This window comes from Neorhizobium sp. T25_13 (assembly GCF_002968675.1).
GTDB classification, from domain to species: Bacteria; Pseudomonadota; Alphaproteobacteria; order Rhizobiales; family Rhizobiaceae; genus Neorhizobium; species Neorhizobium tomejilense.
Map to the genome: position 1 here is coordinate 374,463 of NZ_PVBI01000002.1, position 16,217 is coordinate 390,679.

General features: G+C 61.0%; 20 protein-coding genes. 12 read left to right on the plus strand and 8 right to left on the minus strand.

From position 1 onward, the window contains the following. Positions 1–8 precede the first annotated feature (8 nt). From rplO to C5J22_RS05360, 8 genes are all read left to right on the plus strand, one after another. Positions 9–488, plus strand: a complete 480-nt coding sequence (rplO, locus tag C5J22_RS05325) for a 50S ribosomal protein L15 (protein ID WP_046605439.1) — start codon at positions 9–11, stop codon at positions 486–488. A 239-nt stretch (positions 489–727) separates the two neighbouring features. Further along, complete coding sequence (gene secY, locus C5J22_RS05330) at positions 728–2,068, plus strand: preprotein translocase subunit SecY (RefSeq protein ID WP_046605438.1); 1,341 nt, start codon at positions 728–730, stop codon at positions 2,066–2,068. Beyond that, positions 2,065–2,715 carry an adenylate kinase gene (locus C5J22_RS05335; RefSeq protein ID WP_046605437.1) on the plus strand — a complete coding sequence of 217 codons (651 nt, stop codon included), beginning with the start codon at positions 2,065–2,067 and terminating at the stop codon, positions 2,713–2,715. The genes secY and C5J22_RS05335 overlap by 4 nt, the downstream gene beginning before the upstream one ends. Before the next feature lie 239 nt (positions 2,716–2,954). Further along, positions 2,955–3,323: a 30S ribosomal protein S13 gene (gene rpsM, locus C5J22_RS05340; protein WP_024164297.1), complete on the plus strand. Its 369-nt coding sequence runs from the start codon at positions 2,955–2,957 to the stop codon at positions 3,321–3,323. A 121-nt stretch (positions 3,324–3,444) separates the two neighbouring features. After that, positions 3,445–3,834, plus strand: coding sequence for a 30S ribosomal protein S11 (gene rpsK, locus C5J22_RS05345; RefSeq protein WP_007766864.1), 390 nt, complete (start codon positions 3,445–3,447; stop codon positions 3,832–3,834). A gap of 196 nt (positions 3,835–4,030) precedes the next feature. Next, complete coding sequence (locus tag C5J22_RS05350) at positions 4,031–5,041, plus strand: DNA-directed RNA polymerase subunit alpha (RefSeq protein ID WP_007766867.1); 1,011 nt, start codon at positions 4,031–4,033, stop codon at positions 5,039–5,041. A 135-nt stretch (positions 5,042–5,176) separates the two neighbouring features. Then, on the plus strand, positions 5,177–5,602 hold the full coding sequence (gene rplQ / locus C5J22_RS05355; RefSeq protein ID WP_007766870.1) for a 50S ribosomal protein L17: 426 nt from the start codon (positions 5,177–5,179) through the stop codon (positions 5,600–5,602). An 83-nt stretch (positions 5,603–5,685) separates the two neighbouring features. Continuing rightward, a complete protein-coding gene (locus tag C5J22_RS05360; RefSeq protein WP_245440294.1) occupies positions 5,686–6,102 on the plus strand; it encodes a DUF2809 domain-containing protein in 417 nt (138 codons plus the stop codon). 46 nt (positions 6,103–6,148) lie between these two features. Here the strand turns inward: C5J22_RS05360 and msrQ are convergent, their stop codons facing one another. Then, positions 6,149–6,793 (minus strand): protein-methionine-sulfoxide reductase heme-binding subunit MsrQ, encoded by a 645-nt coding sequence (msrQ, locus tag C5J22_RS05365; protein ID WP_105437438.1) that lies wholly within the window; start codon positions 6,791–6,793, stop codon positions 6,149–6,151. 2 nt (positions 6,794–6,795) lie between these two features. After that, positions 6,796–7,740, minus strand: coding sequence for a protein-methionine-sulfoxide reductase catalytic subunit MsrP (gene msrP / locus C5J22_RS05370; RefSeq protein ID WP_105437647.1), 945 nt, complete (start codon positions 7,738–7,740; stop codon positions 6,796–6,798). Between the two features lie 209 nt (positions 7,741–7,949). On the opposite strand from msrP, the gene C5J22_RS05375 reads away from it, so the two are divergent. After that, complete coding sequence (locus C5J22_RS05375) at positions 7,950–8,360, plus strand: DUF4112 domain-containing protein (RefSeq protein WP_105401422.1); 411 nt, start codon at positions 7,950–7,952, stop codon at positions 8,358–8,360. A gap of 7 nt (positions 8,361–8,367) precedes the next feature. Here C5J22_RS05375 and C5J22_RS05380 read toward each other — a convergent pair whose 3' ends face one another. Together C5J22_RS05380 and C5J22_RS05385 are read right to left on the minus strand one after the other, a co-directional pair. Further along, positions 8,368–8,562, minus strand: coding sequence for a type II toxin-antitoxin system HicA family toxin (locus C5J22_RS05380; protein WP_105401083.1), 195 nt, complete (start codon positions 8,560–8,562; stop codon positions 8,368–8,370). 3 nt (positions 8,563–8,565) lie between these two features. Then, positions 8,566–8,814, minus strand: a complete 249-nt coding sequence (locus C5J22_RS05385) for a DUF1902 domain-containing protein (RefSeq protein ID WP_105437439.1) — start codon at positions 8,812–8,814, stop codon at positions 8,566–8,568. Between the two features lie 218 nt (positions 8,815–9,032). On the opposite strand from C5J22_RS05385, the gene ilvD reads away from it, so the two are divergent. Continuing rightward, a complete protein-coding gene (gene ilvD, locus C5J22_RS05390) occupies positions 9,033–10,868 on the plus strand; it encodes a dihydroxy-acid dehydratase (RefSeq protein WP_105437440.1) in 1,836 nt (611 codons plus the stop codon). 17 nt (positions 10,869–10,885) lie between these two features. On the opposite strand, the gene C5J22_RS05395 is transcribed toward ilvD, so the two are convergent. From C5J22_RS05395 to C5J22_RS05405, 3 genes are all read right to left on the minus strand, one after another. Then, the gene (locus C5J22_RS05395) at positions 10,886–12,058 is read right to left on the minus strand and encodes an endonuclease/exonuclease/phosphatase family protein (RefSeq protein ID WP_105437441.1); all 1,173 of its coding nucleotides are present in this window, start codon (positions 12,056–12,058) and stop codon (positions 10,886–10,888) included. A gap of 96 nt (positions 12,059–12,154) precedes the next feature. Beyond that, a complete protein-coding gene (locus C5J22_RS05400) occupies positions 12,155–12,514 on the minus strand; it encodes a lysozyme inhibitor LprI family protein (protein WP_105437442.1) in 360 nt (119 codons plus the stop codon). Positions 12,515–12,551: 37 nt separating this feature from the next. After that, positions 12,552–12,932 carry a YkvA family protein gene (locus C5J22_RS05405; protein ID WP_371412548.1) on the minus strand — a complete coding sequence of 127 codons (381 nt, stop codon included), beginning with the start codon at positions 12,930–12,932 and terminating at the stop codon, positions 12,552–12,554. Positions 12,933–13,070: 138 nt separating this feature from the next. On the opposite strand from C5J22_RS05405, the gene C5J22_RS05410 reads away from it, so the two are divergent. Both C5J22_RS05410 and C5J22_RS05415 read left to right on the plus strand, forming a co-directional pair. Then, entirely contained in the window at positions 13,071–14,471 is a 1,401-nt protein-coding gene (locus C5J22_RS05410) for a DegQ family serine endoprotease (protein ID WP_105437443.1), read from the plus strand. Then, a complete protein-coding gene (locus C5J22_RS05415; protein WP_105401089.1) occupies positions 14,468–15,784 on the plus strand; it encodes a replication-associated recombination protein A in 1,317 nt (438 codons plus the stop codon). Before C5J22_RS05410 ends, C5J22_RS05415 begins: the two co-directional genes overlap by 4 nt. A 17-nt stretch (positions 15,785–15,801) precedes the next feature. Here C5J22_RS05415 and C5J22_RS05420 read toward each other — a convergent pair whose 3' ends face one another. After that, positions 15,802–16,116 carry a DUF1883 domain-containing protein gene (locus C5J22_RS05420; RefSeq protein ID WP_105401090.1) on the minus strand — a complete coding sequence of 105 codons (315 nt, stop codon included), beginning with the start codon at positions 16,114–16,116 and terminating at the stop codon, positions 15,802–15,804. Between the last annotated feature and the right edge of the window lie 101 nt (positions 16,117–16,217).

Here is a 16,217-nt window from a genome sequence, read left to right on the forward strand (position 1 = left end):
AAACGACCATGAAACTGAATGAGATCAAGGACAACGAAGGCTCTTCCAAGGACCGTATCCGCGTAGGTCGCGGTATCGGTTCGGGCAAGGGCAAGACCGGTGGTCGCGGCGTGAAGGGTCAGAAGGCCCGTTCCGGCGTCGCCATCAAGGGCTTCGAAGGCGGCCAGATGCCGATCTATCGTCGCCTGCCGAAGCGCGGCTTCACCAACATCTTCAAGACTGACTACGCCGTCGTTTCGCTCGGCCGTATCCAGACCGCGATTGATGCCAAGAAGCTCGACCCGAAGGCAACGATCGATGCTGCTGCCCTCAAGGCTGCCGGCGTCATCCGTCGCCCCAAGGACGGCGTTCGTCTCCTCGCCGACGGCGAACTGACGGCGAAGGTTTCGATCGAAGTTGCCGGCGCCTCCAAGGCTGCCGTCGAGAAGATCGAAAAGGCTGGCGCTTCGATCAAGCTGCTCGTCGTAGCCGAAGCAGCGGCCGAATAAATCGTTTTGAAATCGCCCGGTTTGTGCTTCACACCGGGCGATTTTATCTCCATATGTGAGCCTCACGATCCCGAAGCGATCCTGTTGGTCGCCTGACCGGGATCATACGGAAAACAGGGTGAGGCATCCGATTGCATTGGCAATCTCGCGCGCCCGGTTTTTTGAACCAGAATTTTTAGACTGCTTTCCGGACCCGGCATTTCCCCCGCCGCCGGAGAATTGGTCAGGCGGAGAATTGCATGGCTTCTGCAGCGGAACAACTTGCCTCCAATCTGAATTTTGCGACTTTCGCAAAAGCGGAGGATCTCAAGAAGCGGCTTTGGTTTACCCTCGCGGCACTTCTCGTGTATCGCCTCGGTACCCACATTCCGCTTCCGGGCTTGAACCCCGAAGCCTATGCGCAGGCCTTCCGCGGCCAGGCCGGTGGCATCCTCGGACTTTTCAACATGTTTTCGGGCGGTGCAGTGGAGCGCATGGCGATCTTCGCGCTCGGCATCATGCCCTATATTTCCGCATCGATCATCGTGCAGCTGATGACCTCGGTCGTCCCCTCGCTTGAAAACCTCAAGAAGGAAGGCGAAGCCGGCCGCAAGATCATCAACCAGTACACCCGTTACGGCACAGTGCTGCTCGGTACGCTGCAGGCCTATGGCATTGCAGCCGGCCTCGAGAGCGGCCAGGGCCTGGTGCTGGATCCGGGTTGGTTCTTCAAGATTTCGACGGTCGTGACGCTGCTCGGCGGCACCATGTTCCTGATGTGGCTTGGTGAGCAGATCACCTCGCGCGGTATCGGCAACGGCATTTCGCTGATCATCTTCGCAGGTATCGCCGCAGGTCTTCCGACCGCGCTGGCCGGTACGTTGGAGCTTGGCCGCACCGGTGCGCTTCCGACTGCGCTGATTCTCACCGTTATCGTGGTGGCCATCGGCGTCATCGCCCTCATCGTTTTCGTCGAGCGCGCCCAGCGCCGCCTTCTGATCCAGTATCCGAAGCGCCAGGTCGGCAACCGCATGTTCCAGGGCGATACGTCGCACCTGCCGCTGAAGCTCAACACTTCGGGCGTCATCCCGGCGATCTTCGCCTCGTCGCTGCTGCTTCTGCCGGCGACCGCTGCGGGCTTTGCCGGCAATGCCGGGCTGCCGGACTGGGCGACGATGATCATCTCGGCGCTCGGCCACGGCCAGCCGCTCTTCATGCTGCTCTACGGCCTGCTGATTGCCTTCTTCGCCTTCTTCTACACGGCGATCGTCTTCAATCCGAAGGACACCGCCGACAATCTGAAGAAGCATGGCGGCTTCATTCCGGGCATTCGTCCGGGCGAACGCACGGCCGAATACATCGATTACGTGCTGACCCGAATCACGGTCGTCGGCGCTATCTACCTTGTCTTCGTCTGCATCCTGCCGGAATTCCTCGTGGCCCGCAGCGGCGTGCCATTAGCCCTTGGTGGGACTTCGCTTTTGATTGTTGTCAGTGTAACCCTCGATACGGTAGCACAGATTCAAGGGCACCTCATTGCGCAGCAGTATGAGGGTCTGATCAAGAAGTCGAAACTGCGCGGAGGAAAGAGGGGACGATGAGACTGATTCTTTTAGGGCCGCCGGGCGCGGGTAAGGGGACCCAGGCCCAGCGGATCGTGGAGAAGCACGGTATCCCGCAGCTCTCCACGGGCGACATGCTGCGTGCAGCGGTCGCCGCCGAGACGGAAGTTGGCAAGCGCGCCAAGGCCGTCATGGATGCCGGCAATCTGGTCTCCGACGAGATCGTCAATGCGATCGTCTCCGAGCGTATCGACCAGCCCGATTGCGCCAACGGCTTCATCCTCGATGGTTTCCCCCGCACCCTGGTGCAGGCGGATGCGACCGAGGCGATGCTGAAGGCGAAGGGTCTCGATCTTTCCGTCGTCATCGAACTGCGTGTCGACGACAAGGAACTCGTGCGTCGCGTTTCGGGGCGTTATTCCTGCGCCCAGTGCGGCACGGTCTACCACGACACTGACAAGAAGCCGTCCCAGGAAGGCGTCTGCGACAAGTGCGGTTCGACGCATTTTAAGCGCCGTCCCGACGACAATGCCGAGACCATGACCAAGCGCCTCGAGGTCTACTACAAGGAAACCTCGCCGCTGATCGGTTATTACCACGCCAAGGGCAAGCTCAAGGCTGTGGACGGCATGGCCGATATGGACAAGGTCACGGCGGATATCGAAAATATCCTGGCGGCTCTTTGAGCCGTCATCTATCTGTTAAAGAATCTTGGGCGGAGCGGTTGCATTTCAGCGCTGATTCCGTTAAACACCGCGCCAACTCGCGACAGCTTTAGCGATCGGCGCGGATTTCCCGCAAGGACATCCGAGACCGGTCGTTTTGACCTGTTCCGTATGGTGTTTGAACTGGCGGCCATAGATCTGGCTGCTTTCATGGAAGAAGTACCACTTGCCGGATGGCAACTGGAACAAGGAGAATAGGCGTGGCACGTATCGCTGGCGTCAACATCCCGACTGCGAAGCGCGTTGTCATCGCGCTGACCTACATTCACGGGATCGGCCCGAAATTCGCATCGGAAATCATGGAGAAGGTCGGTCTTCCGGCTGAAAAGCGCGTCCATCAGTTGACGGACTCGGAAATCCTGCAGATCCGCGAAACCATCGACCGCGACTACCAGGTCGAAGGTGACCTTCGTCGCGATACCGCGATGAACATCAAGCGTTTGATGGACCTCGGCTGCTACCGCGGCCTGCGTCATCGCCGCGGCCTCCCGGTCCGCGGTCAGCGCACGCACACCAATGCCCGCACCCGCAAGGGTCCGGCAAAGGCGATCGCCGGCAAGAAGAAGTAATTTTCAAGTGAGCGGTGATTAGTGAGCAGTGATTAGTCCTGCTCACTAACGACTAACGACTGCTTACTTGAGGTGGAGCCGCTGGAATTACGGCGGTGCAGAGATCAACGAAAGGGATAAAATGGCCAAGGAAGCCACCCGCGTCCGTAGACGCGAGCGTAAAAATATCACGTCGGGCGTTGCCCACGTCAATTCTACCTTCAACAACACGATGATCACCATCACCGACGCGCAGGGCAATGCGATTGCCTGGTCGTCCGCCGGTGCAAAGGGCTTCAAGGGTTCGCGCAAGTCGACCCCGTTCGCAGCCCAGATCGCTGCCGAAGATTGCGCCAAGAAGGCGCAGGAGCATGGCATGAAGTCGCTGGAAGTCGAAGTCTGCGGCCCGGGTTCCGGCCGTGAATCGGCTCTGCGCGCTCTGCAGGCTGCCGGCTTCATGATCACCTCCATCCGTGACGTGACCCCGATCCCGCACAACGGCTGCCGCCCGCGCAAGAAGCGCCGCGTCTGATCGTCGGAAATTGAAGGGGCTGCCGAATCTCGCATCGAGAATGGGCGGCCTCTGTCTGAACTCGGGAATAGCCGCCTGACCCTCTGCGGAGGTTCGGCGGCTTTACCCATATCGCCGATGGACATGGTTCCGATCGGTGCCCCTCATGCTCGGTTGCCACGATTGGATGGTGGCAACGAACGGAAGGTATTTAGTGATGATCCAGAAGAACTGGCAGGAACTGATCAAGCCGAACAAGGTGGAATTCTCCTCCTCCGGCCGTACCAAGGTAACCCTGGTTGCCGAACCCCTCGAGCGCGGCTTCGGCCTGACGCTCGGCAACGCGCTTCGTCGCGTGCTTCTGTCTTCTCTGCGCGGTGCGGCTGTGACCGCCGTGCAGATCGATGGCGTATTGCATGAGTTCTCCTCCATCCCGGGCGTCCGGGAAGATGTGACGGACATCGTGCTCAACATCAAGGAAATCGCCATCAAGATGGATGGCGACGACGCAAAGCGCATGGTCGTGCGCAAGCAGGGCCCGGGCTCGGTAACCGCCGGCGACATTCAGACGGTTGGCGATATCGAGATCCTCAACCCGCACCATGTCATCTGCACCCTCGACGAGGGCGCCGAGATCCGTATGGAATTCACGGTCAACAACGGCAAGGGTTACGTCCCGGCCGATCGTAACCGTGCCGAAGACGCTCCGATCGGCCTCATCCCGGTCGACAGCCTCTATTCGCCGGTCAAGAAAGTGTCCTACAAGGTGGAAAACACCCGCGAAGGTCAGGTTCTCGACTACGACAAGCTGACCATGACCATCGAAACCGATGGCTCGGTCACGGGTGAAGACGCCGTTGCCTTCGCCGCTCGCATCCTTCAGGACCAGCTCTCGGTCTTCGTCAACTTCGACGAACCGCAGAAGGACGTCGAAGAGGAGTCGGTTACCGAACTCGCGTTCAACCCGGCGCTTCTCAAGAAGGTGGACGAACTGGAACTTTCGGTCCGTTCGGCCAACTGCCTGAAGAACGACAACATCGTTTACATCGGCGATCTCATCCAGAAGACCGAGGCGGAAATGCTGCGCACTCCGAATTTCGGTCGCAAGTCGCTGAACGAGATCAAGGAAGTTCTGGCATCCATGGGCCTCCATCTTGGTATGGAAGTTCCCGCCTGGCCGCCGGAAAACATCGAAGATCTCGCCAAGCGTTACGAAGACCAGTACTGAAATCAACAAAGGCAGGTTTTGACTGCCTTTCCCCGTCAAACAGCGGGCCTCTGATCGAAAGAGATGAGTGCCCGTATGTGCCAGGAAACGGCAGGCCCTAAGAAGAATGGGTACCTGCATTAAAGGAGAATAGCCATGCGCCACGGAGTAGCCGGCCGCAAGCTCAATCGTACCGCCAGCCACCGCAAGGCGATGTTCGCCAACATGGCGGCTTCGCTCATCACCCACGAGCAGATCGTCACGACCCTTCCGAAGGCGAAGGAAATCCGTCCGATCGTTGAAAAGCTCGTCACTCTCGGCAAGCGCGGCGACCTGCACGCTCGTCGTCAGGCGATCTCGCAGATCCAGGACCAGGACGCGGTCAAGAAGCTGTTCGACGCCATCGCTTCGCGTTACGCAACCCGCAACGGCGGTTACCTGCGTATCATGAAGGCCGGCTTCCGCCAGGGCGACAACGCTGCCATGGCCGTCATCGAGTTCGTTGAACGCGATGTCGACGCCAAGGGCGCAGCCGACAAGGCTCGTGTTGCCGCTGAAGCAGACGCTGCAGAAGCCGCATAATCCTGTCCGCATCGTCGGAATAAAAGGCCGGGTGGAAACGCCCGGCTTTTTCGCGTTTGGTGACCTTGGGCGAAGGATGGATGATGAGTGAGCGGGCTTCGGGGCGCATCCTGCGGATTGCCGGGACGGTGGCGGTGATTGCCGCCGGCCTCGCCCTGCGCCGGTTCGGCTACGATCTCGGCCTGCCGTTCCTCGTGGTGAAATATGGAGGCTCGATTCTTTGGGGCGCGATGGTCTACCTGACCCTTGCCGCTCTCCTGAACTCCACCCGGGCCGTTCCGGTCGTCGCCTTCGCTGTCGTGATCGCCGCCAGCGTGGAGTTCTCCCGGCTCTATCACACGCCATGGCTGAACGAATTCCGGCTGACGACCGCCGGTGCGCTCCTGCTCGGCCGCGTGTTTTCGCCCTGGAATATACTCGCCTACGTCGCCGGTATCGTGACGGCGGCGTTCATCGATCGCCGCCTCGCGAATCGAAGGTCCGCTGACCCGCGTCTATGAGCCACTCCGGTTCTGAGTTGACTGGCGTCTGGCTGATTTCTACGGCCTACTGCCTCACCACCTGCGCCACTTTGGTTTTACCGCGTTTCCAGTTCATGAATGGCCGCCTGACGGCCCGGTAGGCGAGGAGAAGGGCAATCAACCCGATGTGGATGAACGGCACCAGCGTCACCGATTTGACCGCCAGCACGTAATGAAGCGCCCCGCCGGCGGCGATGATGTAGATCAGCCTGTGCAGTCTGTTCCAGCCTTGCGCGAGCTTGCGGATCGACCAGCTGTTGGAGGTGACGGCAAGCGGGATCAGCATCAGCAGGCAAGCAAACCCGATGGTGATATAGGGCCGCTTGGCGATATCGCCGCCGACTGCGCCGAAATCGAAGCGCAGGTCGAGCGTCAGATAGACCGAGAAGTGCATCAGCACGTAATAGAAGGCGATCAGCCCGAGCGCACGGCGATAACGTATCCAGTTGATGCCGGCGAGATCGCGCAGCGGCGTGATCGCGAGCGTCGCGATGATGAACCGCAGCGCCCATATGCCGAGCTGATGTTCGAACTCCTTGACCGGATTAAAGCCGAGGCCACCGGTCAGCCCGAGGTAAAAGTACCAGACAGCCGGAACGAGCCCGATCAAGTAGAGCGCCCAGACGCTGGCCTTGTGATAGCGGCGGGGCAGGGAGGGGAGGCTCGCCATTCTCAATAGTTCGCCTTCAGGTCCAGGCCGTCATAGAGGCTCGCCACCTGGTCCGCGTAACCGTTGAAAGGCAGGGTCGGCCGGCGGTTGGCGCCGAAGAAGCCGCCTTCGCCGATCCGCTGTTCCGTCGCCTGGCTCCAGCGCGGATGATCGACCGCCGGATTGACGTTGGAATAGAAGCCGTATTCGCGGGCGTTGGCGTTCTTCCAGGTGGTTTCCGGCTGCTTCTCGACCAGCGAAATCTTGACGATCGACTTGATGCTCTTGAAGCCGTATTTCCACGGCACGACGAGCCGGATCGGCGCGCCGTTCGGGTTCGGCAGCGTCTCGCCGTAAAGGCCGACCGCGAGGATCGCCAGGGGATGGCGGGCCTCGTCGAGACGCAGGCCTTCGATATAGGGCCAGGGCAGCGGCTGGAAGAAGCCCTTCTGGCCCGGCATTTCCTCCGGCCGCACCACGGTTTCGAACGACACGTATTTGGCGCTGCCGAGCACGTCCACCTGATCCAGAAGAGCCGAAAGCGGGAAGCCGATCCATGGGATCACCATCGACCAGCCCTCGACGCAGCGCATCCGGTAGGTGCGGTCCTCGAGGTTCATCTTCATGAGCTCCTCAAGCCCGAATTCCTTCGGCTTGCCGACCATTCCATCCACCTTCACCGACCACGGGGTTGGTTTGAAGTCGCCGGAATTGGCGGCCGGATCGTCCTTGTTGACGCCGAATTCGTAGAAGTTGTTGTAGGTGGTGACCGCCTCCTTCGGCGTCAGCGTCTCGTCCAGCTTGAAGGCGCTGGGCTTGGCCGACAGCGGCGCGGCAAACGCGCTGTCTGCGCCCGCAAAGGCTAGTCCGGCGGCGGCCGCCGCACCCATAAAATTCCGGCGCGACATGTAGATATCGCGGGGGGTGATTTCGGAAGCCACGATATGCGGCGGACGATAAGCGGGCATGTCGAAAATCTCCTCTGCGGCAACGAGTGCCTTCTTGCTCCTATACGTAACGCGGAACCAAAAGGTTTCACAGCGGCGCGAAGATTGGTTCGGACCACGTTTGCGTGAAAAACCGGAGGTTTGCGGATGGAAATGCGATCGATGGAACCCCATTTTTGGTTCTTCAGTTCTCATCGCAGGGCCATTCGCCCGACAGGAGGAGATTGCAGATGACGGCACGCACGTGGGAGGCCGGAAGCAACGAGACCCTCGCCGACCGCACTGAGAGATTACGGCGCCTGCGCCGCCTTTCGGGTATTGCGCGGTTGATGGACACGGCAATCGGCATTCCAGGCACCCGCATCCGTTTTGGCGCCGATTCCGTGTTCGGCCTCATCCCGCTCGTGGGGGATGCGGGCGGTGCGCTGGTCGGCCTTTACATCGTCAACGAAGCCCGAAAGCTCGGCCTGCCGCCCGCAAAGCTCACCCGGATGCTCGGCAATGTTGCCGCCGACTCCGTGCTCGGCAGCGTGCCGCTGGCCGGCGATGTCTTCGACCTATTCTTCAAATCGCACCGCCGCAACGTCAAGATGATCCTCGACCATTTCGACATCCATCCGGATGAACTGCGGAAGAGGTGAGGGCCGATCAGAACGCTTTCGGAAGTCCGGCTTGCTTGAGCGTGGCATTGGCGGTGTGACGGGATTTCACGCCGTGGTCCACCGTGAAATAGCGTTTGGTGATCGGGCTATACCAGATTTCGTGATCACCCTTGCCGGGCCGGTGGTAATGACAGCCGGCCTTTTCCAGCATCTCCTTCAATTCCCGAAGGTAGCCGGCCATTGTTCAGGCGCGTCGTGGGTTGGGAATGCGGGAGAGCTGCTCCGACATGATGTAGACAGGAATTTCCTGAAGCGGAGATGAGGTGCCGTTGAGCTCAATCAAGTCGGAGAGCGCGGCTTTCACCCTTGGTTCGAGCTCTTCCATGGTATCGGCTTCAACGGCCAACCCCTCGATATCGTTGCTCGTCGCGACCCACACGGAGGCTTCCTCGTCCCAGGTGGCGTGAACGATGATCGACATGATGGAGGTCATTGCTTTCTCCGGGCGGGCTTGAAAGCAATATAGAGGTTCGAGGCCCGGAACACAATTTCGGTTTCTGCAGGTATCCCAACCGTACCGCTTTGGCCTGTCGTGATAGTGACACTCCGGGCGCTTTGCGCTAGGAAAGCCGCAAAACCACGGGCTTTTGCGCGCGTCTCCCGAAAGCGGTAGACTGTGCCGGCCCGCAAGAAGAGATCGAGGACAACACCATGCCAGCATACCGCTCGAGAACCACGACCCATGGCCGCAACATGGCAGGCGCGCGCGGGCTTTGGCGTGCGACCGGCATGAAGGACAGCGACTTCGGCAAGCCGATCATCGCGGTGGTGAACTCCTTCACCCAGTTCGTGCCCGGCCACGTGCACCTAAAGGATTTGGGCCAGCTCGTCGCCCGCGAGATCGAAGCGGCCGGCGGCGTCGCCAAGGAATTCAATACGATCGCCGTCGACGACGGTATCGCCATGGGCCATGACGGCATGCTTTATTCGCTGCCTTCGCGCGAAATCATCGCCGACTCGGTCGAATACATGGTCAACGCCCACTGCGCCGACGCCATGGTCTGCATCTCCAATTGCGACAAGATCACCCCCGGCATGCTCAATGCAGCAATGCGCCTCAACATCCCGGCCGTCTTCGTCTCGGGCGGCCCGATGGAGGCCGGCAAGGTGGTCCTGAAGGGCAAGACCCATTCGCTCGACCTGATCGACGCCATGGTCGCCGCCGCCGACGACAAGATGAGCGACGAGGACGTCAAGGTCATCGAGCGCTCGGCCTGTCCGACCTGCGGCTCGTGCTCGGGCATGTTCACAGCCAATTCGATGAACTGCCTCACCGAAGCGCTCGGCTTGTCTCTGCCCGGCAATGGCTCGGTTCTGGCAACCCATGCCGACCGCAAGCGCCTGTTCGTCGAGGCCGGTCACTTGATCGTCGATATCGCTCGCCGCCACTACGAGCAGGAAGACTATTCCGTCCTGCCGCGTTCGATCGCCACCAAGCAGGCTTTCGAGAACGCCATGACGCTCGACATCGCCATGGGCGGCTCCACCAACACCGTGCTGCACATCCTTGCCGCGGCTTACGAAGGCGAAGTCGATTTCAACCTCGACGACATCGACCAGCTCTCGCGCCGCGTCCCGTGCCTCTCCAAGGTGGCGCCGGCCAAGGCAGACGTGCATATGGAAGACGTCCACCGTGCCGGCGGTATCATGTCTATCCTCGGCGAGCTGGACAAGGGCGGGTTGCTCAACCGCGAGTGTTTCACCGTCCATGCCGAAACGCTCGGCGACGCGATCGACCGTTGGGATATCACCCGCACCAACAGCGAGATGGTGCGCAACTTCTTCCGCGCAGCACCTGGCGGCATCCCGACCCAGGTAGCATTCAGCCAGGAAGCCCGCTGGGACGAACTCGACACCGACCGTGAGGCGGGCGTCATCCGCTCCGTCGAGCATCCGTTCTCGAAGGACGGCGGCCTTGCGGTCCTCAAGGGCAATATCGCTGTCGACGGCTGCATCGTGAAGACGGCCGGCGTCGACGACTCGATCCTGAAGTTCACCGGTCCGGCCCGCGTCTTCGAAAGCCAGGATGCGGCCGTCAAGGCGATCCTGTCCAACGAGATCGTCGCGGGCGACGTCGTGGTCATCATCTACGAAGGCCCCAAGGGCGGCCCTGGCATGCAGGAGATGCTCTATCCGACCAGCTATCTGAAGTCGAAGGGCCTCGGAAAGGCCTGTGCTCTGATCACCGACGGTCGTTTCTCCGGCGGCACCTCGGGCCTGTCGATCGGCCACGCCTCGCCGGAAGCGGCCAATGGCGGCACGATCGGTCTGGTGCGGGAAGGGGACAAGATCGAGATCGACATCCCGAACCGCACGATCAACCTCGCCGTTTCGGACGCCGAACTCGCCGAGCGCCGCAGAGAGCAGGACGCCTCCGGCTGGAAGCCGTCGCAGCCCCGCAAGCGCAACGTCACCACCGCACTGAAGGCCTACGCCGCATTTGCTGCGAGTGCCGACAAGGGCGCTGTGCGGATTCTTCCGGAATAAGGGTCTCGTTGCCCGATTCACTTGTTCGCGGCTGGAGTCGCATCGCGTTTTGAGACGATGAGGCTGACGGGCGCATGGTCGCTCGTCTTCGCCTTTTCGCTCAGAAGCGCGTTAATCCGCTCATGGATCTCATGTTCCACCAGCCCCGCCTTTGCATGCACGATAAGCGACCCGAGGCCGAGGCGGCTCAGCGCTTCCGTGAACGTGATATGGTCGAGCAGTATATTGGGCGAGCGGGCCGGATCCAGCTTGTCTTGAAATTGTGACGTCCAGCGTAAATTCTGCGGGTAATCGAAAAGTGCATGGTTGAGAAATTTCCGTGCGAAGAAGATGTCGCCCTGCAGGACGCCGATCAGGTCGTGCAGCAGATATTCCCGCTCGATTAGCTCCTTGCCCGGGCCATCGTTGAGATCGCCGATGACGAAGATGATCGGCGACTCCTCCTGCTCGAAGCGCTTGTCGATATAGTAACGGACATCCGTCGCCTCAGTCGTCAGCTTGATGCGGGCAAGATGGGCATTGGCCATGAACCAGTTGACGTCGGCTCGCGCGTAATATGTCTTGTCCGTTTCACCGGCAGCTCGCCCCGGTACTTCCATGCCGATATGCTTGCTCTTGAAATGCGCTCCGATGATCTCGACCCGACGTCCTTCCCAGGTCATCACCAGCACCTGCGGGTGGCGATAGTGAGAATGTTGCTGGCGGATATTGCTTCCGACTGTCTGGCTGGACTTAATCAGCTGGGGTGCGGAAAACACCCATTTGCCGTCGGCCTGCGGGCGGAAGGCTACCGCGGCGGTATAGGATTTCCAGACCGTAAGATCGAGCAGGTGGGCTTCCGTCGCCGCAGCCAATTCCGGCTTGACGAGAAACCACATCCATTGCTCGCCCAGAATGCCGTACGCCCTATCGTCTCCGGCAGGATGGACGATGAGCTGGTATTCGGGAAGATAGGTCCTGCAGAATTCCGACATCGCATCGGCGCCTCGGATCGCTTCGATCAGGAAAAGCACGTCCGCGTCGATCGCCAATATCTCGCTGCGGAGAGCCTGCAGCTTTGCCTGCGCGTCGACCATTGACGGGCGACGGCCGGAGAACGTTTTCGACTTTTCCTTCGCCTTTCCAGTCACGACACTGAAAGAATCGATCAGCCACTCGACATTCCACGATGTGATCTTGAAAGCCTTCATGATGGCCCCCCGCGTCTATAGGCGGGCGAACAATAGCACGGATGCATCCTTCGGGTGTGTCGGTTTCGTAAATTCAACGATCCGCCCTGGGTGCCCTCAAAGCGGCCGGTTCAAATTCTTGTAGGCCTCATCCAACTGCTTCAGCCTCTCGCCATAGGCCGCCCGGAGGCATTCGACATCCTCGCCGCAGGCCTGCCGCCTCTTCAGCCAGGCGCTCTGTTCGTCTTGCAGTTTGCCGCGGTTTCCCATCGCCATCAGGCTGGTTAGGATGTCGAAGGTGGTGACCATTTTCACGTCGGCATCGTTGAGCGTGCGGGTGTCGCAGATCACCTTCTCGTCGGCCGCAAGGTTTGCCCGCTCGCAGTCGAAACTCGCGGCAGTTGCAGTTCGGGGCGAGCCTGAGAGCGTCAGGCCGAGAAGGCTCGTCAAGGCGATGGCGATGGTAAAACGTCTCATGGCTGCACTCCTGATCTCCAGTCGCAACGCCTGGAGGTCAGCTCAGTTCCCAGAGGCTCCACAGAGCGAAGACGAGACAGGAGAACCAGATGAAAAGGACGAAGGCGAGGCCGCTGCGGCTGGTGGGGCGGTCGGCCCAACGTTCGGCCTGGCCACGGAACTCGCTCATCAGCGGCGCGGGGACCAGCCTGATGGCAAGCACGATGCCGAGCGGCACGATCAGCAGATCGTCGAGATAACCAAGAACGGGAATGAAATCGGGAATAAGGTCGATCGGCGACAGCGCGTAGGCCGCGACCGCGCCGGCGACCAGCTTGGCATGCCATGGCACGCGGCGGTCGCGCGCGGCGAGCCACAACGCCAGAACGTCGCGTTTCAGCCGTTTCGCCCAACCTTTCATGCCTGCCAGCCAGTTCAATGTTCTTCTCCCGATCTCGACCCTATATAGGGAGGAAAGCTTGACGGTTTTCGCCACAATCTCCGTTGTTCCGCCACCTTTCCTTTCTAGCGTGGCGCGCTACAAATCGATCCAGATTTTTCTCAAATGAGGACTTACATGCTGACCATGCCGAAACGCGTGTCGACCGGCCTTCTCGCTCTTGTTCTTCTGATGCCTGTTGCGGCACTCGCCCAGGAAAAGGTGGTGCCGCAGAGCCGCCAGGAAATGCAGCTCTCCTTCTCGCCACTGGTCAAGCAGACGGCCGGCGCCGTCGTCAACGTCTATGCCGAACGGGTCGTGCAGCGTCTCAATCCGTTTGCGGGGGACCCCTTCTTCGAGCAGTTCTTCGGCCAGCGCATGCCGAACCGTTCGGAAAAGCAGTCGTCGCTCGGCTCCGGCGTCATCCTTGCGGCAGATGGGCTCGTCGTTACCAACAACCACGTGATCGAAGGTGCCGACGATATCAAGATCGCGCTCGCCGACGGCCGCGAATTCCCCTGTGACGTGGTGCTGAAGGACGCGAGCATCGACCTGGCCGTGCTGCGCATCAAGTCGAAGGAGCCTTTTCCGGTTCTTGCCATCGGTGATTCCGATCGCACCGAAGTAGGCGATCTGGTGCTTGCGATCGGCAACCCGTTCGGCGTCGGCCAGACGGTGACGAGCGGCATCGTTTCCGCCCTTGCCCGCAACCAGGTCACCACCGGCGATTTCGGTTTCTTCATCCAGACCGACGCCTCCATCAACCCGGGCAATTCCGGCGGCGCGCTGATGAACATGAACGGCGAGCTGATCGGCATCAACACCGCGATCTTTTCGCGCGGTGGCGGCTCTAATGGCATCGGGTTCGCGATCCCCGCCAATCTCGTGAAAGTCTTCCTCGCCACGGCTGCCGCAGGCAAGACGAGCTTCGAACGCCCCTTCGTCGGCGCAAGCTTCGATGCCGTCAATTCGGATGTGGCCGAAGCGCTCGGCCTCAAGACCGCCCGCGGCGCGCTGGTGACACGCGTTGTCGAAGGCGGACCGGCGGACAAGGCCGGCCTGAAGCCCGGCGAAGTGGTAACTGCCGTCAACGGCATTTCGGTCGAGCATCCCGATGCTCTCGGTTACCGGCTGACCACCGCCGGTCTCGGCAGGCAGGCGGTGCTGACCATCCAGACCGCCGACGGCCAGCGGCAGGTGAACCTGGCGCTCAACACCGCCCCGGAAACAACGCCCCGCGACGAGCGGCTGATCGAGGGGCGCAATCCGTTTGCCGGCCTTCGCGTGGCCAACCTGTCGCCGAAGCTTGCGACCGAACTGCGCATCCCGGCTGAAAAGACCGGCGTGGTCGTAACCGACGTGACGCGCAACTCTCCCGCCGCCCGCCTCGGTTTCGAGCCAAAGGACATCCTGATCTCCCTGAACGGCACTGCCGTCACCAGCACCAAGGGCATGGAAACCATGCTCGACGACGATCCAGGCTTCTGGCGGGTGGAGATCGAGCGTGGCGGCCAGCGTATCAGGCAGTTCTTCCGATGAGCGGTGATCTCTTCGCGCCGAAGGTCCCGGAAGAGGTCGCCAACCGGCGGCCGCTTGCCGATCGCCTGCGGCCGAAGTCGCTTGCCGAAGTCACCGGCCAGCCGCACCTGACGGGCGAGGACGGTGCGCTGCGGCGGATGATCGATAGCGGCTCGCTCGGCTCGATGATTTTCTGGGGGCCGCCCGGCACCGGCAAGACCACGGTGGCGCGGCTGCTTTCCGGCGAGGCGGGTCTCGCCTTCGAGCAGATATCGGCGATCTTTTCCGGCGTCGCCGACTTGAAGAAGGTCTTCGAGACCGCACGCCTGCGCCGCATGGATGGGCGCCAGACGCTGCTCTTCGTCGATGAGATACATCGCTTCAACCGCGCCCAGCAGGACAGTTTCCTGCCCGTCATGGAGGATGGCACCGTCATCCTGGTTGGTGCCACCACCGAGAACCCGAGCTTTGAGCTCAACGCCGCTCTTCTGTCGCGTGCCCGGGTGCTGACCTTCCGCAGCCATGACGAGGAGAGTCTCAGCGAGCTTCTGGCCCGCGCCGAACAGGCCGAGGGCAGGCCGCTGCCGCTGGATGAGGATGCGCGTGCCAGCCTCATCCGCATGGCAGATGGCGACGGCCGCGCGGTACTGACGCTCGCCGAGGAGGTCTGGCGGGCTGCGCGGGAAGGGGAGGTCTTCGATACGACGGGCCTCACCCAGATCGTCCAGCGCCGCGCCCCGGTCTACGACAAGGCACAGGACGGCCATTACAATCTGATCTCGGCGCTCCATAAGTCGGTGCGCGGCTCGGATCCGGATGCTGCGCTCTATTATCTGGCGCGCATGTTCGATGCCGGCGAGGACCCGCTTTATCTTGGCCGCCGGCTGGTGCGCATGGCGGTCGAGGATATCGGCCTTGCCGATCCGCAGGCGCTGGTCGTCTGCAATGCCGCCAAGGATGCCTATGACTATCTCGGTTCGCCTGAAGGCGAGCTGGCATTCGCGCAGGCCTGCGTCTATCTGGCGACTGCGCCGAAATCCAACGCGGTCTATACCGCCTTCAAGGCCGCCACCCGGGCCGCCAAGGAAAACGGTTCGCTCCTGCCGCCCAAGCACATCCTCAATGCCCCGACCAAGCTGATGAAGGGCGAGGGGTATGGCGACGGTTATCGCTACGACCACGATGAGCCGGACGCGTTTTCAGGTCAGGATTATTTTCCGGAAAAGATGGGCCGGCAGACGTTCTACGACCCGCCGGAGCGCGGCTTCGAGCGTGACATCCGCAAGCGGCTCGACTGGTGGGCCAAGCTTCGCAAGGAACGAAACCCGAAGTGACCCTCGTCTGAAACCGATCAGGAGGCCTGTTTCTGGGCCACGACATTGGCCGGCGCGCCGATCAGCCTGACGGAAGATTCCGCCAGCCCGTGATGGCCTTCCATGTCGACGATGACGTGCCAGTGGCCAGCCTCCGGGATCACCAGGCGGATGGGGGACCGTTTGGCGATGCCGCCGATATATTTGAAATCGAGAAGCTCGGTAAAGCGCTGGAAGTTGGCGGCGTTCATCAGGCGCACGTTGTTGACCGCATTCAACGTCACCTCGATCGTCGTCCCCGCGCGCTGCGGTTTCAGATCGTAGTGGGTAAAGCGGAAATTCGGTACGGCCATTCCTGCCTCATTGATGCCAGCATAGAAGTTCATCAATCTTAACAAAATGTCGTTAACGAATGGTGGAACCTAGCGGCTACCTGTGTGTTTAGTTTCTGAAG